This window comes from Rhodopseudomonas palustris HaA2 (assembly GCF_000013365.1).
Lineage (GTDB): Bacteria > Pseudomonadota > Alphaproteobacteria > Rhizobiales > Xanthobacteraceae > Rhodopseudomonas > Rhodopseudomonas palustris_J.
Genome location: NC_007778.1, coordinates 1,647,956 through 1,666,223 on the forward strand (window position 1 = coordinate 1,647,956; position 18,268 = coordinate 1,666,223).

Annotated in this window: 19 protein-coding genes and 1 tRNA gene; 6 read left to right on the top strand and 14 right to left on the bottom strand. The window is 66.3% G+C overall.

Annotated features, from left to right (window positions below):
• The first annotated feature begins 30 nt into the window (after window positions 1-30).
• Together RPB_RS07345 and RPB_RS07350 are read left to right on the top strand one after the other, a co-directional pair.
• Entirely contained in the window at window positions 31-747 is a 717-nt protein-coding gene (locus tag RPB_RS07345) for a CoA transferase subunit A (protein WP_011440356.1), read from the top strand.
• An 11-nt stretch (window positions 748-758) separates the two neighbouring features.
• Window positions 759-1,409: a 3-oxoacid CoA-transferase subunit B gene (locus RPB_RS07350; RefSeq protein ID WP_011440357.1), complete on the top strand. Its 651-nt coding sequence runs from the start codon at window positions 759-761 to the stop codon at window positions 1,407-1,409.
• 340 nt (window positions 1,410-1,749) lie between these two features.
• Here RPB_RS07350 and RPB_RS07355 read toward each other — a convergent pair whose 3' ends face one another.
• The gene (locus tag RPB_RS07355) at window positions 1,750-2,409 is read right to left on the bottom strand and encodes a hypothetical protein (RefSeq protein WP_011440358.1); all 660 of its coding nucleotides are present in this window, start codon (window positions 2,407-2,409) and stop codon (window positions 1,750-1,752) included.
• Between the two features lie 152 nt (window positions 2,410-2,561).
• Between RPB_RS07355 and RPB_RS23990 the strand changes: the two genes are divergently transcribed.
• Window positions 2,562-2,738 carry a PLDc N-terminal domain-containing protein gene (locus RPB_RS23990; RefSeq protein WP_011440359.1) on the top strand — a complete coding sequence of 59 codons (177 nt, stop codon included), beginning with the start codon at window positions 2,562-2,564 and terminating at the stop codon, window positions 2,736-2,738.
• A 24-nt stretch (window positions 2,739-2,762) separates the two neighbouring features.
• Here RPB_RS23990 and RPB_RS07360 read toward each other — a convergent pair whose 3' ends face one another.
• The 8 genes from RPB_RS07360 to RPB_RS07395 form a co-directional block, all read right to left on the bottom strand.
• Window positions 2,763-4,400, bottom strand: coding sequence for an ABC transporter permease (locus RPB_RS07360; protein ID WP_011440360.1), 1,638 nt, complete (start codon window positions 4,398-4,400; stop codon window positions 2,763-2,765).
• 160 nt (window positions 4,401-4,560) lie between these two features.
• Complete coding sequence (locus RPB_RS07365) at window positions 4,561-5,577, bottom strand: Fe(3+) ABC transporter substrate-binding protein (protein WP_011440361.1); 1,017 nt, start codon at window positions 5,575-5,577, stop codon at window positions 4,561-4,563.
• Between the two features lie 147 nt (window positions 5,578-5,724).
• Window positions 5,725-5,928 (bottom strand): hypothetical protein, encoded by a 204-nt coding sequence (locus tag RPB_RS07370; protein ID WP_011440362.1) that lies wholly within the window; start codon window positions 5,926-5,928, stop codon window positions 5,725-5,727.
• A gap of 127 nt (window positions 5,929-6,055) precedes the next feature.
• On the bottom strand, window positions 6,056-6,766 hold the full coding sequence (locus tag RPB_RS07375) for a Crp/Fnr family transcriptional regulator (RefSeq protein ID WP_011440363.1): 711 nt from the start codon (window positions 6,764-6,766) through the stop codon (window positions 6,056-6,058).
• 111 nt (window positions 6,767-6,877) lie between these two features.
• On the bottom strand, window positions 6,878-7,156 hold the full coding sequence (locus RPB_RS07380) for a type II toxin-antitoxin system RelE/ParE family toxin (RefSeq protein WP_011440364.1): 279 nt from the start codon (window positions 7,154-7,156) through the stop codon (window positions 6,878-6,880).
• The gene (locus tag RPB_RS07385) at window positions 7,153-7,380 is read right to left on the bottom strand and encodes a hypothetical protein (protein WP_011440365.1); all 228 of its coding nucleotides are present in this window, start codon (window positions 7,378-7,380) and stop codon (window positions 7,153-7,155) included. The genes RPB_RS07380 and RPB_RS07385 overlap by 4 nt, the downstream gene beginning before the upstream one ends.
• A 43-nt stretch (window positions 7,381-7,423) precedes the next feature.
• Window positions 7,424-7,663 (bottom strand): type II toxin-antitoxin system VapB family antitoxin, encoded by a 240-nt coding sequence (locus RPB_RS25025; RefSeq protein WP_245258323.1) that lies wholly within the window; start codon window positions 7,661-7,663, stop codon window positions 7,424-7,426.
• 599 nt (window positions 7,664-8,262) lie between these two features.
• A complete protein-coding gene (locus RPB_RS07395) occupies window positions 8,263-11,712 on the bottom strand; it encodes a PAS domain-containing protein (protein WP_011440367.1) in 3,450 nt (1,149 codons plus the stop codon).
• Between the two features lie 324 nt (window positions 11,713-12,036).
• Here RPB_RS07395 and RPB_RS07400 point away from each other — a divergent pair, with 324 nt between their 5' ends.
• The 3 genes from RPB_RS07400 to RPB_RS07410 all read left to right on the top strand — a co-directional run bounded on the left by RPB_RS07400 (window position 12,037) and on the right by RPB_RS07410 (window position 13,330).
• Complete coding sequence (locus RPB_RS07400; RefSeq protein WP_011440368.1) at window positions 12,037-12,420, top strand: phasin; 384 nt, start codon at window positions 12,037-12,039, stop codon at window positions 12,418-12,420.
• Between the two features lie 244 nt (window positions 12,421-12,664).
• On the top strand, window positions 12,665-13,096 hold the full coding sequence (locus RPB_RS07405; protein WP_011440369.1) for a phasin: 432 nt from the start codon (window positions 12,665-12,667) through the stop codon (window positions 13,094-13,096).
• A gap of 157 nt (window positions 13,097-13,253) precedes the next feature.
• A tRNA-His gene (locus tag RPB_RS07410) sits at window positions 13,254-13,330 on the top strand.
• Between the two features lie 116 nt (window positions 13,331-13,446).
• Here RPB_RS07410 and RPB_RS07415 read toward each other — a convergent pair.
• From RPB_RS07415 to RPB_RS07435, 5 genes are all read right to left on the bottom strand, one after another.
• Complete coding sequence (locus RPB_RS07415) at window positions 13,447-14,337, bottom strand: ABC transporter ATP-binding protein (RefSeq protein WP_041798056.1); 891 nt, start codon at window positions 14,335-14,337, stop codon at window positions 13,447-13,449.
• Window positions 14,325-15,245, bottom strand: a complete 921-nt coding sequence (locus RPB_RS07420; RefSeq protein ID WP_011440371.1) for an ABC transporter permease — start codon at window positions 15,243-15,245, stop codon at window positions 14,325-14,327. Before RPB_RS07420 ends, RPB_RS07415 begins: the two co-directional genes overlap by 13 nt.
• Before the next feature lie 2 nt (window positions 15,246-15,247).
• Complete coding sequence (locus RPB_RS07425) at window positions 15,248-16,618, bottom strand: ABC transporter substrate-binding protein (protein WP_245258357.1); 1,371 nt, start codon at window positions 16,616-16,618, stop codon at window positions 15,248-15,250.
• A gap of 233 nt (window positions 16,619-16,851) precedes the next feature.
• Complete coding sequence (locus RPB_RS07430) at window positions 16,852-17,634, bottom strand: Crp/Fnr family transcriptional regulator (protein ID WP_011440373.1); 783 nt, start codon at window positions 17,632-17,634, stop codon at window positions 16,852-16,854.
• A 149-nt stretch (window positions 17,635-17,783) separates the two neighbouring features.
• A complete protein-coding gene (locus RPB_RS07435; protein WP_245258324.1) occupies window positions 17,784-18,257 on the bottom strand; it encodes a gamma-butyrobetaine hydroxylase-like domain-containing protein in 474 nt (157 codons plus the stop codon).
• Between the last annotated feature and the right edge of the window lie 11 nt (window positions 18,258-18,268).

Below are 18,268 nucleotides of genomic sequence, written 5' to 3' on the forward strand. Positions count from 1 at the left end.
GAACAGCCCCTCTCATCAGGTCCCTGCATCATGAACAAGGTATATCCCGACGCCCAATCGGCTCTCGCCGGAATCCTGCGGGACGGCATGATGATCATGTCCGGCGGTTTCGGGCTGTGCGGTATCGCCGAAACGTTGTCGGATGCGCTGCGCGACTCCGGCGTCAAGGACCTCACGGTGGTCTCGAACAATGCCGGTGTCGACGGCATCGGCCTCTCCAGGCTGCTGGAGACCCGGCAGATCAAGAAGATGATCTCGTCCTATGTGGGCGAAAACAAGCTGTTCGCGCAGCAGTTCCTGGCCGGCGAGCTCGAGCTCGAATTCGCCCCGCAGGGCACGCTGGCCGAGCGCATCCGCGCCGGCGGCGCCGGCATCCCGGCGTTCTTCACCAAGACCGGCGTCGGCACGCTGGTGGCCGAAGGCAAGGAAATCCGCGAATTCGACGGCGAGAAATACGTCATGGAGCGCGGCCTGTTCGCCGATCTCGCCATCGTCCACGCCTGGAAGGGCGATACCGCCGGCAATCTCGTGTACCGCAAGACCGCGCGCAACTTCAATCCGATGATGGCGACCGCGGCCAAGATCACCATCGCCGAGGTCGAGCATCTGGTGCCGGCCGGCGAGATCGATCCCGATCACATCCACACGCCCGGCATCTTCGTCCAGCGCATCATCGAAGTCGGCTCCGCCAAGAAGCACATCGAGCAGCGCACCACCCGCAAGCGCCCCGAAGCCGCGGCAACCTGAGGAGAGTTCTGATGGCCTGGACCCGCGAACAGATGGCAGCGCGCGCCGCCAAGGAATTGCGCGACGGTTTCTACGTCAATCTCGGTATCGGGATTCCGACGCTGGTGTCGAACTACATCCCCGACGGCGTCGACGTCGTGCTGCAGAGCGAGAACGGCATGCTCGGCATGGGCCCGTTTCCCTACGAGGGCGAGGAAGATCCGGACCTGATCAACGCCGGCAAGCAGACCGTCACCGAGCTGCCGTCGACCAGCTACTTCTCGTCCGCCGACTCGTTCGCGATGGTGCGCGGCGGCCACATCGACCTGTCGATCCTCGGCGCCATGCAGGTCGCCCAGAACGGCGATCTCGCCAACTGGATGATCCCCGGCAAGATGGTCAAGGGCATGGGCGGCGCGATGGACCTCGTCGCCGGCGTCAAGCGCGTCGTGGTGGTAATGGAGCATTCCGCCAAGGACGGCCCGAAGCTGCTGAAGTCTTGCAACCTGCCGCTGACCGGCGAGCGCGTCGTCGACATGGTGGTGACCGATCTGGCGGTGTTCACCATCGACAAGCACGGCAACGATGGCATGGCGCTGATCGAACTCGCCGACGGCGTCACGCTCGACCAGGTCAAGGCCAACACCGAAGCCGAATTCCGCGTCGCGCTGAAGAACGCGTAGCTCGCTGTGTAGGGTGGGCAAAGGCGCGCAACGCCGTGCCCACGCGACCGCCGAGGTTCGACCGACGCGGGCTTCGCTTCACTCAGCACCACCCTGCGAGTTCGCGTTGCCGGTAACATCCCCAACGCCGTCATCCTGAGGTGCGCGCTCTTGCGCGCCTCGAAGGATGCGGAGACGCGTGCCGATGCCCGCGTGCTCGCGGCCCATCCTTCGAGGCGCGCCGAAGCGGGCGCGCACCTCAGGATGACGATGTGCTTGTGGAGGGTGCCGAAGGCGGCGCGCACCCCGGATCAAGTCCGGGGCAGGCTCTCAGGATGACGGCGGGCCTGTGGGAAGGCTTTTACCTTCGTCCGCCCGAGAACATCGGCGACTCGCCCGGCAGCAAATTGGAGCGGATGTCGCTGTCGACGGCGCCGCCCGGCTGGACGTAGCCGGCCGAGAACGACAGGCTGAGATTCGAGGTCGGGCGGATTTCGACGCCGGCGTGGACCGCGGTGGCGGCGTTGGTGCTGCTCGAGAAGCCTGGCGAGGTCAGCGCGCTGAACACGTCGGGCTGATATTTCAACTGGTCGACGCCGCCGAACAGCGTCACCGGCAGGCCGCCGACGCTCTTGAAATTGTAGCCGTATTGCGAGCTGTCCAGCGCCAGCGCGCCGAAATTGCCGAATGCCCCGGCGCCGCCGACCCCGCCGAAGCCGCGCCAGCCGAGGCCGCTGGCGAAGGCATTGACCGGGGCGCTGTAGCTGCGGGCGACGAAGCCGGTGCGGAAGCCGTCCTCGTCGACGCTACTCAGCGCCGCGAAGCCCGGCACGTCGCTCCAGCCCGCCGTGCCCCAGCTCTCGGTGACGCCGCCGCCGAACCCGAACGGCCCGCCGGGGATCCAGTAGCGCACCGGCCCGGCCTGGGCATGGGCCGCGCCCGATCCGAGGCCCAGCACGATCGCCGCTAAGGCGAGCGTGCGGCGGCCTGCGGGAACAGGGATTCGTTGGACCGTCAGCATGTTGCGAGCTTATACGCCGCGGCGGCCGGGATGGCTATCCCCGCAGGTTGTCGCAGCGGCGGGAGGCGATGGTTCCCGGATGGAACTATCGCGCGTCTGGCCCATTGCCCTGGCGAATTCCGAACGTCAGTCAAGCAAAGGGAGATTGCCCGGTGGGTATCGAATTCGGTGGCCTTCTCGGCCTGATCATTCTCGCTCTGGATATCTGGGCGATCTTTCGTGTGATCCAGAGCGGCGCCAGCACCGGCGCCAAGGTGCTCTGGGTGATCCTGATCCTGGTGCTGCCGGTGGTCGGCCTGATCATCTGGTGGCTGGCGGGCCCGAAATAGCCGCCCGGCCGGGCCGGCGCGCGCTCACTCCGGCAGATCGGAGAACCGCGTCAGCCAGATCACCGGCGGGATGCTGGCGGCGACGATGATCAGCGCGGCGAGGGCGCCTTCCTCGAAACTGCCGCGGCTGGCGTATTGGTAGATCGAGGTCGACAGCGTCTCGACGTTCAGCGGCCGCAGCAGCAGTGTCGCCGGCAGTTCCTTCAGGCAGTCGACGAACACCAGGATCGCGGCGCCGACCAGCGCCGGGCGCAGCAGCGGCAGGTCGATCTTCGAAAGCCTCACCAGCGGTCCGGCGCCGGCGGCGCGGGCGCTGTCGTCGTAGTCGCGCGGGATGCGCTGGAAGCCGGCCTTCAGCATTCCGGTCGGCACCGCGAGGAAGCGGATCACATAGGCGGCGACCACCGCGCCGCCGGAACTCATCAGCAGCAGGCCGGGCGAGGCGAGGCCGATCGCCTGCGCCAGCGCCACCAGCGCGCCGTCGAGCGCCAGCAGCGGCATCAGCAGGCCGAGCGCCAGCACCAGTCCCGGCAGTGCGTAGCCGAGCTGCACGATCGCGGCCGCCGATCGCGCGATCCGCCCGCCACGCCAGCGCGCGGCGAGCACCACGATCAGCCCGAGCGCGAGCGCCAGCACGGTGGCGACCGAGGCCAGCGCCACCGTGTGCAGCGCGTCGCGCGCCAGCGACGGGTCGATCCGCCCGCGGCGCAGGCTCTCGCCGACCAGATACGCCGCCGGCACCACGAAGCCGAGCAGCGCCGGCAGCAGGCAGGCGAGCAACGCGAAGCCGCCCTTCGCGCCGTGCAGCGGCGTGCGCGGCCGCAGCCGCGGATTCTCGGCGGAGAATTCGACGTTGGCATGCCGCCGGCCGATCCGCTCGATGGTGATCAGCAATGCGGCGAAGCCGAGCAGCACCAGCGAGATCTGCGCCGCGCCGGCGAGGCTGCCGCGGTTGAGCCAGGTGGTGAACACCGACACGGTGAGCGTGCGGACGCCGAGATATTCGGACGCGCCGATGTCGTTCAGCGTCTCCAGCGCGGCGAGCGCGACGCCGACCGCCAGCGCCGGCCGCGCCATCGGCAGCACCACGCGGCGCCAGATGGTGAGCCGCCCGGCGCCGAGCGAGCGCGCCGCCTCGATCGCGTCCGCGCTCTGCGCCTGAAACACCGCGCGCGCCGACAGATATACGTACGGATACAGCACCAGCGCGAGCAGCCCCACCGCGCCCGGCAGCGAGCGCAAATTCGGGAGCCACTGCACCGCCTGCGCCGCCGGCAGCAGCAGCGTCAGCGTGCGATGCGCGAGGCCGAGCGGCTCGAACAGATCGACATAGACATAGGCCGACAGATAGGTCGGCACCGCCAGCGGCAGCGGCAGCAGCCACACCAGCAGCGTGCGCCCGACGAAATCATGCGACGACACCAGCCACGCGGTGGCGGTGCCGATCAGCAGCGTCAATCCGCCGACGCCGAGCAGCAGCCAGGCGGTGTCGCGCAGCGATTGCGGCAGCACGTAAGCGAGCAGATGCGGCCAGACGTCGGCGGCCGGCTGCAGTGCGGTCAGCGCCAGGCTGATCACCGGCGCGGCGACGATCAGCGCCGTGAGAACGGCGACGGCGAGTGCGACGAATTCGAGGCGCGATGCTCCACGCGAACTCCTCATGGTGGCGAGGAGACGCGTAAGCGCATGCGACCGGAAGACGCCGCCCTCACGCCGTCATGCCCGGGCTCGTCCCGGGCATCCACGTCTTCGGGCGACGCATCGGGTGTGGCCGTGGATGGCCGGGACGAGCCCGGCCATGACGGCGAAGGGTGGGCGCTGATCAGTTGTCGAACCCGACCTTGTCGACCAGCGTCGAGGCGGCCTTGCGCTGCGCGGCGATCTTGGCGATCGGCAGCGAGTCGGCGGTCAGCTTGCCGTAGCCGGCAATGGTCGGGTTGAGCGGCACGCCGGGGCGGATCGGATATTCGTAGTTGGCGTTGGCGTAGATCTGCTGCGCCTTCTCGCCGAGCAGCCATTCGATCAGCTTGACGCCGTTGGCCTTGTTCGGCGCGTTCTTGGCCAGCAGCACGCCCGACAGATTGACGTGGGTGCCGCCGCCCTCGAAGGTCGGCAGGATCACGCGGGTCGCTTCCGCCCACGGCTTCTTGTCGGGATCGCCGTTCATCATCAGCGCCCAGTAGTAGGTGTTGCCGATGCCGATGTCGCATTTGCCCGCCGCCACGTCGCGCGCCGTCTCGCGGTCGCCGCCCGACGGTTTCTGCGCCAGATTGGCCTTGAGGCCGCGCAGCCAGGCCTCGGCCTTCTCCTCGCCGTGCTTGGCGATATAGGCGGCAAACAGCGCGTTGTTGTAGATGTGCTGGCCAGAGCGGATGCAGATCTTGCCCTTCCATTTTGGATCGGCCAGTTCCTCGTAGGTGATCGCGTCTTGCTTGACGCGGTCCTTCGAGGCGTAGATCACCCGCGCCCGCATCGAGATGCCGGCCCAGTGGCCGTCGGGATCGCGATAGCGCGGCGGCACGATCTCGTCGACCACCGCCGACTGGATCGGCTGGGTGACGCCGGCCGCCACCGCCTCGTCGATCCGCCCGATATCGACCGTCAGCAGCACGTCGGCCGGGCTGTTGGCGCCTTCCGCCTTCATCCGCTGCTCCAGCCCCGAACTCGCCGAAATCACGTTGACGGCGATGCCGGTGTCCTTGGTGAAAGCGTCGAACAGCGGCTGGACCAGCTTGGTCTCGCGATAGGTGTAGACGTTGACCTGTTCGGCTGCGAACGCCTGCGCTGGCAAGACGACAGCGGCGAGGGCGAGGGCAGCGGTGCGAAAGCGGCGGCTCATGCGGCAGGCTCCGATCACGGTTGACACCCGGTGTCAGTAGCTCAGCCGATAGCCCGGGATCCGCGGCGGAATGTCGCAATTAGAGAAATTCCAGGTCGCCGTTTCCTGCGCCGAGCGCGGCCTTGCCGGCGCCGGTCGGCGCAGTCGTCAGCTCAGCGTCTGGCCGTCGTCGCTCTGACAGGACGGGCATTTGCAATTGTGGAAATTGACGTCGGCGACGAGATATTCCTTGCCGCAATGAATGCAGGCGATCCGCAGCCGCGGACGCTTGTCGGCGCTGACGGTGCGGTCGACGAGATATTGCCCCAGCGCATTCTGATCGCCGACGGCGACGTGATAGTTCGCGACCATGGCGTCCCCCGCATCTCGCGCCTGCGAGACAGTCTAGCACATGGCGTGCGGCGAAACGCAAATGCGATAGCTGCAAGCGATTCGCGTTTCGGTGCGGTGCCCTGCAGCGAAGGTATTTGCTGTCCCTTCACGACGCGGTGTCGTCGGGCGTCTGTTCCGCCAGCGCCACGAGCTGATCCGGCGCGCGCAGCACGATGCGCCGTCGGCCGCCCTCGATCAGGCCGCGGCTCTCCCAGCCGGACAGCAATCTGCTGACGGTGTGCAGTGTGGTTCCCGTCATTTGTGCGATATCCTGCCGGCTGATCGGAAAATCGATCTCGACGCCGGTCTCGACCGGGCGGCCGGATTGCTTGGCGAGCCGCAGCAATGCCCGGGCGACGCGCTGCTCGACCTGTTGGGTCGACATTTCAATGACGCGCGAATGGGTTTCCTGCAACCGGGCCCCGACGGTCCGCAGCGTGTTGGTGGCGAGCGCCGGATGGCGCTCGACGAGGCGCGGCCACGCCGCGGTCGGCCATGCCAGCACCACGCTGTCGTCGACCGCGGTCGCCGTCGCCGGATAGCTTGGCAGCCCGATCGCCATCGCGACGCCCAGCGTCTCGCCGGGCGCCACATAGCGCACCACCACCTGCTCGCCGGCCGGCGTCAGCTTGCTGGCGCGGACATGGCCGTGCAGCAGCACGAAGAACGAATGCGCGTCCTCGCCTTGCTCGAACACGTTGCCGTTCTTCGGAACCCGGATCGAGCGGGCCTCCTTGAGGATGGCGTCGAGCTCGTCGGCACTGCAGCCCGCGAACAGTGGCAGTTTCGCAACGAGAGAGGTGTCGATGGTCGCCATGCGATGGTTCTCGATGATGGGCGCGCAGCCAGCTAGATCGCGATTGCGGCGGAGGGCAAGGGGGCGTGGGCGGACCAGCGCGCTGCCCCCTGTGAGCGGCTTCGGCTCTGCTCACTGTCGAGCGGGCTTGCGGGCGCTGTGGCGGATACCGTGGATGACGATCTCCTGCTCCGTCGCCCGATAGAAGATCAAATAGGGATATGGATACGCCACCACTCGGCGCATCCCCCTCACGGTTGGCCGACCCGCGCCCGGGTGTTGAAGGAGCAGGCCGATGACAGCGTGGATGCGCTTCTTGACGTGCAACGCACCCTGCGGTGATCGGTCGTCAATGTAGCTCAGAATCTCGTCGAGTTCGGCAGCAGCGCGAATGGTGAAGCGCAGCTTCACAGCCCATGCTTCGCCCAGATCGCGCGGACCTGTTCGTCGCTGGCGAATTCGCCATGCTCGGCCTGTGCCAGTGATTCATCGAACGAAGCGGCTTCTTCCGGCGTGAGGTCCAGGGTGGGCTGCTCGATCCCGGCGAATTGCAGCAACAGCCGCGCCAACTCATCCTGCCGGTCGGCGGACAGCTCTCGGACGGATTCGATTGCCTGATCGAGAAGTCTGGTCATTTAGATACTATAGCCGATTTCACGATTGTCAGATAGCCTTGGCTCAGGTCGGCAATCCGTTTCGGTCATAGCCGAGAATATCGTCGGGGCTCAGCCCGGTGTCCGGTCGTGCGGCGTAGCGCGCGCCGATCTCCAGCAGCTTTGCGGCGATCTCGGATGGTGCTCGACCGGCCGACGCCGGCGAGGTCGCCGGGCCGTTCAGCGCGTCGGCGTCATCCGTGTGTTGCTCGCGCTTTCTGCCCATGGCGACCTCTGCAACGATGCCGACAAACTCCCCCAGCATGGTGCGGCGACCATGCGGCTCGAACGGCGTCGATCATAGTCCTTGGTCATGACGAATGACACTGCCGCATTGACTGCTGCGGCTCGGGGAGGCGCGCAAAATAGCGATTGACATTTCTTGCGCGTAAAGATTATATTCCCATCACCTCATCCCATCGAGGGGCGTTTCCTGGGACGCTTGGAGATGTGGGGCGGGGTGTGGCGCCTGCGGGCGTGGGGCAGACGTTGCCCTGCGCCTCCGGGAGGCTGAGGGCTACCGTCCGCCGCTACTACGAGCGGCCGCCGCTTTCGTGGCTGGACGGGGGCAGCAGAGGCGGGGCGAAATCCCCGATGCTCCCTGCACCCGGAAGAACGGTCCGACGCCAAAAGTCGCCACGGTGGAGCGTCGAAAGGCGTTTCCGCGGCCTCTGCGGTTCGGCGATCCGGACCACATGCTGCGGCCACTACTGAAGTCGCGCCTTTCGGCGCTCCGCCTCCCTCGGCTTGATGCCGCCGCGGAGGCCCCCGGAACCGGCCGCTCACGCAATCGGATTTGCGGGCAACGCATCGGCGTGCCCGCGCACGATCGCGCTACTTGTTATTTCACTTTCCGCGTGACGTTCACGCCGCGGCGGTCGCGTGCGAAAACACCACTTCGATCAGCGTGCCGGATTGCGGCGCACTCTTGATGTGGAACTGGGCGCGGTTGGCTTCGACCAGCGCCTTGGTCAGCGACAGGCTGACGCCGGAGGCTTCCGAACGTTCGCTCGGCGCCGGCGTACTGAACGGCTGCAGCGCGGCGGCGATTTCGCTGTCGTTGAGGCGATGACCGGTGTCGCGGACGCGCAGCACCACCTCGCCGAAATCGCTCAGCGCGGTCGAGACGATCACCTGGCCGCCGGCATTGGCGAGATGGATCGAGGTGCCGATCAGGTTCAGCACGATCTGCCGCAGCGCCTGCGCGTCGGCGGTGACGCTCGGCAGCGCGTGCGCCAGCGAGCTGCGGATGATGATGCGCTCGCGATTGGCGCGCGGCTGCATCACCGCGACGCATTGCTCGACCAGTTCGTTGAGGTTCTGGCTGGTGAAGGCGAGGTCGAGCTTGCCGGTTTCGATCCGCGACAGATCGAGCAGGTCGCCGACGATGCCGATGACGCGCTCGCCCGACGCGCGGATGTCCTTCAGATAGTCGGCGTAGCGCTCGTTGCCGAGCGCGCCGAAACGCTCCTCGATCATCACCTCGGCGAAGCCGATGATGGCGTTCAGCGGCATGCGGATCTCGTGGCTGAGCCGCGCCAGCACGTCGGCTTTGGCGCCGGCCGCGCGATCGGCGAGCTTGCGCACCTGGTCGAGTTCGACCTCGATCCGGCGCGCCTGCGACAGATCGCGGAACACCGCGAAGTAGTTCGGCCCGTCGGGCTGGGTCCGGCCGATCGTCATCGTCAGCGGAAACAGCCCGCCTTCGCGGACCCGGCCGAGCGCCTCGAGGCCGTGGTCGAGCAGGCTTTCGGCGCTGCCGCTCTTTACGCTGTCGAAATAGGCGCGTACCGCGTCGTTGCTCTCGGGCGCGAACAGCTCGGCGATGCTGCGCTGGACCAGCTCGTCGCCGTCGTAGCCGAACAGCGCTTCGGCGCTGCGGTTGCAGGCGCTGATGCGGCCGCCTGCGTCGAACATCAGGATGCCCTCGGCGGTGGTGTCGAGGATCGCGCCGAGCTCTTCGGCATTGGCGTGGCCGACATCCGACGGCGCATTGGGCTCGGGCGCGATCGAGGCCGCGGCGACGACGTCGGCAGGCCGCTCGGCGGTGCCGTCGAAGATCAGCGCCAGCGCCTGATCGCCGTCCCACTCGATGGTGTGCAGCCGGGCTGCGGTCGGCGCCGAATACGGCGTCGCCACGGTGATCGGCGTGCCGGCTTCCGACGTGCCGCTCGAGCCGCCGACGCCTTCCTCGACATACAGCGCATCGAGGCCGCCTTCCTCCTCGAGCGCCGACAGGCTGGCATGGCCCATCAGCTGCAGGAATGCGGCGTTGGCGTAGAGCAGACGGTCGAGCCGATAGATCAGCACGCCGACCGGCATCAGGTCGAGCAGCACGCGGTCGCGCGTGCTGTCGCCCTTGGCCGGCGTCGCGAGCGGCGCGAGCCAGTCGGCCTTCGGCGCGGCGGGTTCGGAGGGCGCAGCGGGTTCGTCGTTCGACGCGACCGCTTCGGCCGTCGCCGTGTCTTCGGCTGGCGTCGCGTCGGCCGGCGCGTCCGGTGCCTGATCGTTGGCGGCCTGCGCGAACAGCCGCTCGGCGGCGCCCGCGGCGTCGCTCTCCAACCGTTCGGCCAGTTGCCGGGCGAGTTCGTTGAAGGCGCTGTTTTCGACCGGCGTCAGCGCCGGCGAACGGGCGTCCTGGACCGGCCGGAAGGGCAGAACGTTTCTCGGGGTGTCCACGATGATATCCGATGCTTGGTGGTCAGAGGTGTCGGTCATGGGCGCGTGTTCCGCGTCCGCGGCGGGCGTCGCGTCGCGCGGCGTGAAATCCGCCGACAGCGAGCGCGGCGGAGGTTCGTCCGCGCCGTCGTGCCGGCGCAGCATCGCGAGGCGATCGAGGCCGTCGAGATCGCGGCAGACGCCGAAGCCGCGATAGCCGGTGAAATGGCCGTCGCGGTCCTGCACCGGCAGGCCGGACATCTCCAGCGGCAGACGATCACCGCTGCCATCGGCCGGCCAATGCAGCGTGATGCCGCTCCAGGTGTGGCGCGTCGCGATCGCCTGCGCAAAGCGGTCGTCGGGATCGAGCGCGAGCGCCGCGCGGATTTCGGCCCAGGACCGGCCGAACTGCGCGGCCGTGCGCGGGCCGATCAGGCAGATCAGTTCGTCCGACTTCACCGAGAAGCGGCTGTCGCCGTCGAGTTGCCAGACGAAGCGCAGCGGATGTTGGCGCGGCGGCGAAGGCGCGACCGACGTCGCTGCGACGCGCGGCTCCAGCTCGACCGCGAGGATCGTCGCCGGCTCTTCATCTTCAGACTGTTGCTGTGACGGGGCATCGGCGGGCGCGGGCTGATCGGTCGCTTCAGCGTCGTGCGGCTGCGGCGCGACGCTATCCTCAGGAAGAGATTCGGGAGTTGCGGCGGATTCATGCGTGGAAGCATCGGCCTCGGCCGGCGACTCGTCGGCAACCGGCACGACCAGCGGCGAGGGTTCGTCGGCGGTGGCATTGTCTTGCGTCGGCGGAATGTCCGTCTGCGCCTCCGCCAGCGTCTCGCCGAGCCGCGTGAACTCGGCCGGCGCCTCGCTGATGGTGTCGATCGCCTCGTCGTCCGGAACGTCCGATTCCGGCGGCACAGTCTCGCTCGGCCCATCGATCGGGATATCGGACGCAACCGCGGCGGGTTGGCTGATCGGGACCTCCGGCGTGCGGTCCGTTGCAACCGGCTCGCCCGGTTCGAGCAGCGCCACCAGCCCGATATCGCCGCCGCTGCCGACGCGTTGCAGCACCATCCGGCCGATCCCGATCGGCGTCTCGGCGCGGCCGTTCTGCAGCGCCTCGGCGCGGGCCTGATCGAGCCCGGCCTCGGTCAGGTTGCGGAAGCCGAGCAGGGTGCGCGCGGCGGCGCTGGAGCCGATGAACAGGCCGTCGCGGCCGAACGCGGCGATCGGGGTGTCGCTGCCTTCGACCAGCCCGCGCAATCGCTCGACCAGCGGCATCGGCTGGCCGACGGGTTCGACAGCGGCAATCAGTACGCCGGAGCTGCCGTCGGCGAATGTCAGCCGGGCGCAGCCGCAGGTCACCAGTCCGCCGAGACGCGCGCCGAAGCCGCGCAGCCGCTCCAGCCGCGTCGCGCCGTTCGGCGGAAGTTTGCCGGCCAGCTGCATCACCAGCCGGCGATGCGGATCCGCCGGGCCGAAGATACGTGCGCCGAGGGCCTTGCCGTGCTCCGCGCCGAGCAACCGGGCGCCGACCGGATTGGCCCACAGCACACGGGTGCCGTCGACCGACCACAGCCAGACCGGAAGCGCGCCGGTGGCATGAACCGCAAGCCGCGGATCGTCGACCCCTCGCAACTGAAAATCCAAACTCGTCATCGATGCTCGCGGCGGTTCCCGTCGGGTTCGGCGGCCGGTCGCTGGACAGCCGGTGAAGAACCTTAACGATTCATTATCGCTTTCGGCCACGGTCAGGTCCACGATTGCGGACGCGCTGTCCCAAGCTAAGCGCGGATAACCTTAATTTGGCCATCGGGGAGAACGTTGTCGGCCGCGTTTGCGTTGTAAGGTTGCAAAAACTGGTCGTTCGGTCACGATGTGACTGGCTGCCATCAGCCGGTCACACCAACGATGCGAGAGCGCACTAGGGTGGCGGCATAGGGGAGACGGGCCGTCGAGGCCCTGGCGCAACAGGAGTGGATCATGGATCAGGATGGGCGTGACCGTTTCGAAATTCCCAAGGAAATGCGCTCCGTCGCCGAGGCCGGTTTCGACCAGACCCGCAAGGCGTTCGAGCACATAATCGCCAACGCCCAGCAGACCGCCACCACCATCGAGGACCGCGGCGCCACCGTCCGGGCCAACGCCAAGGAAATCACCACGAAGGCCGTCAGCTTTGCCGAACGCAACGTCTCGGCGGCGCTCGATTACGCCCAGCAACTGGTCCACGCCAAGGACCTCGGCGATGTCCTTCGGCTGCACAGCGAATATGTCCAGGGACAGATGAAGGCGCTGGCCGAGCAGGCCGCCGAGCTGGGGCAGGTCGTCACCAAGGCCGCTCAGGACGCCGTCAAACCGAAGAGCTAGGCCCGCCCCCGTCCCTCGCCAATGTGAAGCCTTCGTCCTGTTTCGCCTTCAATGGCGCAGGATATGGCAGTGCAATGCAAATCTATGTTGCATTGCACAAATTTTGTGTTATTATACACGATAGAATGACCAGCGCGGGTCATTCTCACTCAGGCTCGCTCACTCAGGCTCGGCGTTTCGGACCATTTTTGGTCGGGTCATCGCGCGGGCCACTTCGATCTCCCCACCACCGAAGGATGTCCCCATGGCCGATTCGAACGATCCGTTCTCCACCGTCATGCCGTTCCAACTCCCCGAGCAGGTTCGCGCCTTCGCCGAGAAGGGCGTGTCGCAGGCCCGCGAAAGCTACAGCAAGCTGCGCGACGTCGCCGAAACCAACAACGGCGCGATCGAGGCGGTGTTCTCCTCGGCCAGCAAGGGCGCGACCGACTACTCGACCAAGGTGTTCGACTTCGTGAAGACCAACACCAGCGCCAATTTCGATTTCGCCCACAGCCTGTTCGGCGCCAAGACGCTGCCGGAAATCATGGAAATGTGGACCTCGCACGCCAAGAAGCAGGTCGAGGTGCTGACCTCGCAGACCAAGGAACTCACCGAGCTGAGCCAGAAGGTCGCCGCCGAGACCGTCGAGCCGATCAAGGCCAGCGCCTCGAAGATGTTCACGCCCGCCGGCTGATCCAGCGCCGTTCGCGCGATTTCGAAAGCCCGGGCATCGTCCCGGGCTTTTTTGTCGAAACCGACCCACGACATTCGTCGGAGGGCCTTCCGCGGCCTTGCCAAAGCGAGGCGTTGCACCTAGTTTCCGCCCGTTCGCGGCCCCGGCTGCGCCGGATGCAGTTGTAGCTCAGTTGGTTAGAGCGCCTGTCTGTGGAACAGGAGGTCGGTGGTTCGAGCCCACCCAACTGTACCAGCCAATTCAAGACTTTAGCCAGCATGCGGGAAGCCGGCAACGCTGGCCAGCGGTTGGCTGCCTCGGCGATGGTCCTGGCCGACATTCACCGCAGCGGATCATTCCGGGGGCCGACATCACACCACGTCGGCGAAACTCTGCCCGTTCATATCGATGCTGAGGCCTTCCAGCGCGAGGTCGTTGATTTCGCCTCCCATGGCCTTGATGCTTTCCTCGCGGATCAGCGCCATCAGTCCGCGACGGAGTGCCAGGAATTCCGACGACATCATCATCGATTGCTGCCGTGGACGCTCGAGCGGAATCACGATCTCGGCCTTGATCGTGCCGGGGCGCGTCGTCATGCAATAGACGCGATCGGACAAAAAGATCGCCTCGTCGATGTCGTGGGTGACGAACAGCACCGAGATCTTCAGGCGCTGCCACATGTTGGTGAGGATCTGCTGCATGATCACCCGCGTCTGCGCATCGAGCGCGCCGAACGGCTCGTCGCAGAGCAGCACCTTGGGACCGGTCGCCAGCGCGCGCACGATGCCGACGCGTTGCTTCATGCCGCCCGACAGACTATCCGGATATTTGTTCTCGAACGCGGTGAGCCCGGTGATCCCGAGCAGCGTGCGCGCAGCGCGGTCGCGGCTCGACTTGTCGAGGTGTTTCATCTTCATGCCGAACTCGACGTTTCCCTTCACCGTCTTCCAGGGAAACAGCGAGTATTGCTGAAACACCATGCCGCGCTCGGAACTGGGGCCGTCGACCACGACCTCGTCGACCAGAACGTCGCCCGTGGTCGGCTTCAGAAAGCCGGCGACGGCGTTGAGCAAGGTCGATTTGCCGCAACCGGACGGCCCGACGATCGATACGAACTCGCCCGGATTGACGTGGATCGAGGCGTCGGTCACCGCCTCCATCGGCCCGTCGAGCGTCTCATAGCTCAGCCCGAAATTACGGACGTCGACGCGGCCCTTGGTCGGTGTCGGTTTCGGCGCTTGCGTGCTCATTATTTGCTCCATGGCATGACGAGGCGGCCCAGCCCGCGGATCAACATGCTGGAGCCGAGCCCCAGCACGCCGATGCAGATCATCCCCAGCGCGATGTCGGCATACTGCACGAGTGAATAGGCTTCCCAGGTGAAATAGCCGATGCCGAACTGGCCGGAGATCATCTCGGCGGCGATCAGCGACACCCAGGCCACGCCCATGCCGACGGTGAGGCCGGTGAAGATGTGCGGCAGCGAGGCGGGAAAATACACTTCTCGGAAGATCGCAAATTCGCGGGCGCCGAGGCATTGCGAGGCGCGCACCAGCACGGGATCGACCAGTTTCATGCCGTGCAGAGTGTTGACCAGGATCGGAAAGAACGAGCCGAGGAAGGTGATGAAGACAATGCTCTGCTCGTTGGTCGGCCACAACATGATCGCCATCGGCACCCAGGCGATCGCCGGGATCGGCCGCAGCACCTCGCTGATCGGAAACAGCGCCTCGTGGATCAGCTTGAAGCGGCCCATCACCATCCCGAGCGGCACCGCGATCAATGCGGCCAGCGAGAAGCCGATCAGGATGCGGCGGCAGCTCAGCAGGACGTGCATGAAGAACTTCGAATCGTGCATCGCTCGGGTCAGGCTGTCGTAGACCGCGGCGGGCGAGGGCACGTTGGTGAAGCGGACGAAGAACACCACGCGATTGGCGGTGAGCAGGTGCCAGGCGAACAGGAACAGCACCAGCGCGACCGCGCCGATCAGCAATGCGCGCAGGCCGCCGCGGTTGAGCTTGAGCCAGCGCCTGATATACGTCCCCGGCGAAGCCGCGCCGCGGCGCGGCGCGGTCGGGGCCGTGGCGGCCGACGGGAGCCAGCCCACACGGAAGGCAGCGGCCGGCGAGTCCGGCCCCTGCTGGTCGCGCCGCACCGCGGAGCTTTCCATCGTCAACCTCCGCTGACCGCTGACTTGAGGGCTTCGTCGAAATTCAGCACCTTGCCGTTGATCTTGGCGGCATGCGCTTCGGCGTCCTTCTTGAGCAGGAACGGCGACAACTGCGCCTTGTCGGCGCCGACCGTGTAGTAGGCCTGGTCGGCGAACAGCTTGATGCCCCGGGCGGAGTCGAACACATAGGCCATGTTGATCTTCTTGCCCTTGGCCTTGATGTCCGCATAAGCGGCGAGCGTGCAGGCCGCGCTGCTGAACGGCTCGATGCCGTCGCCGTCGACCCAGACCTCGCCGGCCTTGCGCGGCTCGGTGATCGGCTTCTTGCAGAATTTGTCCTCGCCGCTGATTTCGTAGTTCTTGGTGCTCTTCAGCTCGGCGTCGTAGTCGAGCTTCAGTTCGGCATAGGCCTTGCGGATGTAGCTGTCGTCGACCCAGCTCTTCGGATCGAATTCCTTCATGCGGCCGAGATTCTGCAGCACCTTGACGTCGACCGCGGCGGCCTCGATCAGCTGCGGCTTGATCGTCGGATCGGTGGTCATGTTGCCGCCCGGTCCCAGGAAGATGTAGACCACTTCCTTGTTGATGCCGGTCCATTCCTGGATCTTTTCGGCGGCGAGCTTCGGATCGGCGCGCAGCCAGGCATTGGCCGCGATGATCGCCTTGACATAGGCGACCACGACTTCGGGATATTTCTCGGCGAAGTCGGTACGCACCACCACGCCGTGCCAGGTCGGCAGATTGGTCTCGACGCCGTCGAAGATCTTGCGGGCGAAACCGCGGAACGGCAGTAGTTCGGCGAACGGGACGAAATCGGCGTGGGCGTCGATCTTCTTCTCCTGGAGATTGGTCGAGCCGACTTCCGGGCTCTGGCTCACCAGTTGCCAATAGTCCGCGGGCCAGCCGCGATCCTGCATCGCCTTTAGGATCATGCCGTGCGCGGCGGAGCCGAACGGCACGCTCACCAATTTGCCCTTGAGATCGGACAGCTGATAGTACGGGGAGTCCTTGTGAACCACCAGGCCGTTGCCGGAGCCGTCGAGGCTGTAGGCCGCGACCGCGATCAGGCGGCTCTTGCTCTCGGGGTTGCTCTGGAAGGTGAAGCCGTTCACCACCAGCGGATAGTCACCCATGCCGCCGAATTGCAGCTTGTTGGCCATCATGCCGTTGGTGACGGGTGGGCCGGAGGTGAAATTCTGCCAATCGAACTCGAATTTGACGTTCGCGTATTTGCCGTCCTTGGGAAGATACTTCTCCAGCAGCTTCAGCTGCCGAATGACGACGCCGGTGGTCGCGGTGTTGGTGGTGGTGTCCTGGGTGCCGATGCCGACCGTGACGGTGGTCTGGGCGGCGACCGGGGTGCTCGCCATCATCGCGGCGGTGAAGGCGGCGAAAATCAGACGATGTCCAGAAGTACGAACCATGGAAGACCTCTCGGTGAGCGATTACGACTTGGACGTTGGCAGTTGGTGTCAACATCCTTCGTCGGTTTCGCCGAGACGGCAAACGTCGTGGCAGTCGAGTGGTCGATTAGTTGCCGCGATAGAACGGCTGCTCAGCACTTGAGCAGTCTGAGCGTCGGTAGCCGCAACCATAGGCAGGCACGTCAGTCGCCGAGCCCGCGCATCTCCTGCAGCAGATCAGGTCTCAGAATCACGATCTGTGAGCGCCGCGAGGCGACGATGCCCTTCTCCTGCATCCGTTTCAGGCTGATCGTCACCCATTGCCGTGTGGCGCCGACCATGTGGGCGAGATCGGCATGGGTGAAAGCCGCACCGATCAGGACGCCGTCGGCATCGTCGACGCCGTAGAGCTGGGCGAGATGCAGCAGCAGATGCGCCAGCCTTTCGGTGATCGAGCGGGTGCCCAGCATCTGCGCCAGCGCCGAGTAGCATTTGCCCTTGAAGGTCAGCCCCTCGATCAGCCCGATCGCCAGACCCGGAACCTCGACGACCAGCGCGCGCAGATCCTTGCCGGGCAATTGCACGATGTTGGAGTTGCTGGTCGCGACGCCGGACCACTGATGCACGCCGCTGCCGAAGACTTCCGGTCCGCCGACGAAATTGCCCGGATGCCAATAAGCGAGTGTGATCTCGCGGCCGGATGGGGCGGTGTAGAACACGCGGATTCGTCCGGTCTCGATCAGATAGATGCCGTCGTGTTTGGCGCCCTGATTGAACAGCGTCTTGCCGCGATACAGCACCTTGCGCCGGCCGTGCCGCAGCACGATCTCACGCTCGCGATCGGTCAGCGCTGCCAGCAGAGACGGCGGACCGCCCAGCGAACGGGCACTTTCCGTCAGCAGCAGGGAGTGTCCCGCCTGCGATGCGACGGCCGGGCGGGACGCCACCGGATTCGTTGCGGATTTGACTGAGGCGAGAACCTGCATGCGCACTCCGGATTTGACGTGTTCTAAACACGCAGCAAACCTCGTGCCAATCGCTCGCAACTATGCCGTGCGTGGTCGATCGCTTCCCGGTCGCACGCGTGGACGCGGCCAAGCGACCCCGCGAACGCCTCAGCGCAACGGACGCCGAGCTATTCGTCGCCCAGAGCTCGGAGCAGGCTCCAGGGGTAGATGCCGCGATTGTGGCCGTCGGAGAAGGCGAGGTTGACGGCATAGCCGCCGATCGGGGCAACGCCGGTGATCGCCAGGCCGTCGAAGCGTTCCGGGAACACGCCGTCGATCCGCGCGCGGACGCAGAACGCGCACCGGCAGGCCGCTCGCAACGCTCCGGCCGGCAGCCGAAGCTGTTCGCCATGATCGAGAACGAGTTCGAGCGCGTCGAGATCGGCGCTGACGCCGATCCGCGCGGGTGCGACGTCGATCCGAGCGAGTTTGGACGGGGCAACAGACATCCGCGTGTTCTCCTGACCCGATCTCAGCATGCGGCAGCTGGCATCGACAGCAATTTGTTGCCTCGATCGATGCGTGCCGTCGCGTTCGGTCTGGCAATTCCTTGCTTGGCGTCGCATCGCGGCCCGCACACCATCGCGCAACGTCGGCGTCATCAACGGATAGG

Coding starts and splice junctions, on each gene's coding strand:
- RPB_RS07350 (WP_011440357.1), top strand. CDS start 759: ATGGCCTGGACCCGCGAACAGATGGCAGCGCGCGCCGCCAAGGAATTG.
- RPB_RS07405 (WP_011440369.1), top strand. CDS start 12,665: ATGGCCGATTCGAACGATCCGTTCTCCACCGTCATGCCGTTCCAACTC.
- RPB_RS07430 (WP_011440373.1), bottom strand. CDS start 17,634: ATGCAGGTTCTCGCCTCAGTCAAATCCGCAACGAATCCGGTGGCGTCC.
- RPB_RS07375 (WP_011440363.1), bottom strand. CDS start 6,766: ATGGCGACCATCGACACCTCTCTCGTTGCGAAACTGCCACTGTTCGCG.
- RPB_RS07420 (WP_011440371.1), bottom strand. CDS start 15,245: ATGGAAAGCTCCGCGGTGCGGCGCGACCAGCAGGGGCCGGACTCGCCG.
- RPB_RS07435 (WP_245258324.1), bottom strand. CDS start 18,257: ATGACGCCGACGTTGCGCGATGGTGTGCGGGCCGCGATGCGACGCCAA.
- RPB_RS07395 (WP_011440367.1), bottom strand. CDS start 11,712: ATGACGAGTTTGGATTTTCAGTTGCGAGGGGTCGACGATCCGCGGCTT.
- RPB_RS25025 (WP_245258323.1), bottom strand. CDS start 7,663: ATGCTGGGGGAGTTTGTCGGCATCGTTGCAGAGGTCGCCATGGGCAGA.
- RPB_RS07370 (WP_011440362.1), bottom strand. CDS start 5,928: ATGGTCGCGAACTATCACGTCGCCGTCGGCGATCAGAATGCGCTGGGG.
- RPB_RS07385 (WP_011440365.1), bottom strand. CDS start 7,380: ATGACCAGACTTCTCGATCAGGCAATCGAATCCGTCCGAGAGCTGTCC.
- RPB_RS07355 (WP_011440358.1), bottom strand. CDS start 2,409: ATGCTGACGGTCCAACGAATCCCTGTTCCCGCAGGCCGCCGCACGCTC.
- RPB_RS07360 (WP_011440360.1), bottom strand. CDS start 4,400: ATGAGGAGTTCGCGTGGAGCATCGCGCCTCGAATTCGTCGCACTCGCC.
- RPB_RS07400 (WP_011440368.1), top strand. CDS start 12,037: ATGGATCAGGATGGGCGTGACCGTTTCGAAATTCCCAAGGAAATGCGC.
- RPB_RS07345 (WP_011440356.1), top strand. CDS start 31: ATGAACAAGGTATATCCCGACGCCCAATCGGCTCTCGCCGGAATCCTG.
- RPB_RS07365 (WP_011440361.1), bottom strand. CDS start 5,577: ATGAGCCGCCGCTTTCGCACCGCTGCCCTCGCCCTCGCCGCTGTCGTC.
- RPB_RS07425 (WP_245258357.1), bottom strand. CDS start 16,618: ATGATGGCGAGCACCCCGGTCGCCGCCCAGACCACCGTCACGGTCGGC.
- RPB_RS07415 (WP_041798056.1), bottom strand. CDS start 14,337: ATGGAGCAAATAATGAGCACGCAAGCGCCGAAACCGACACCGACCAAG.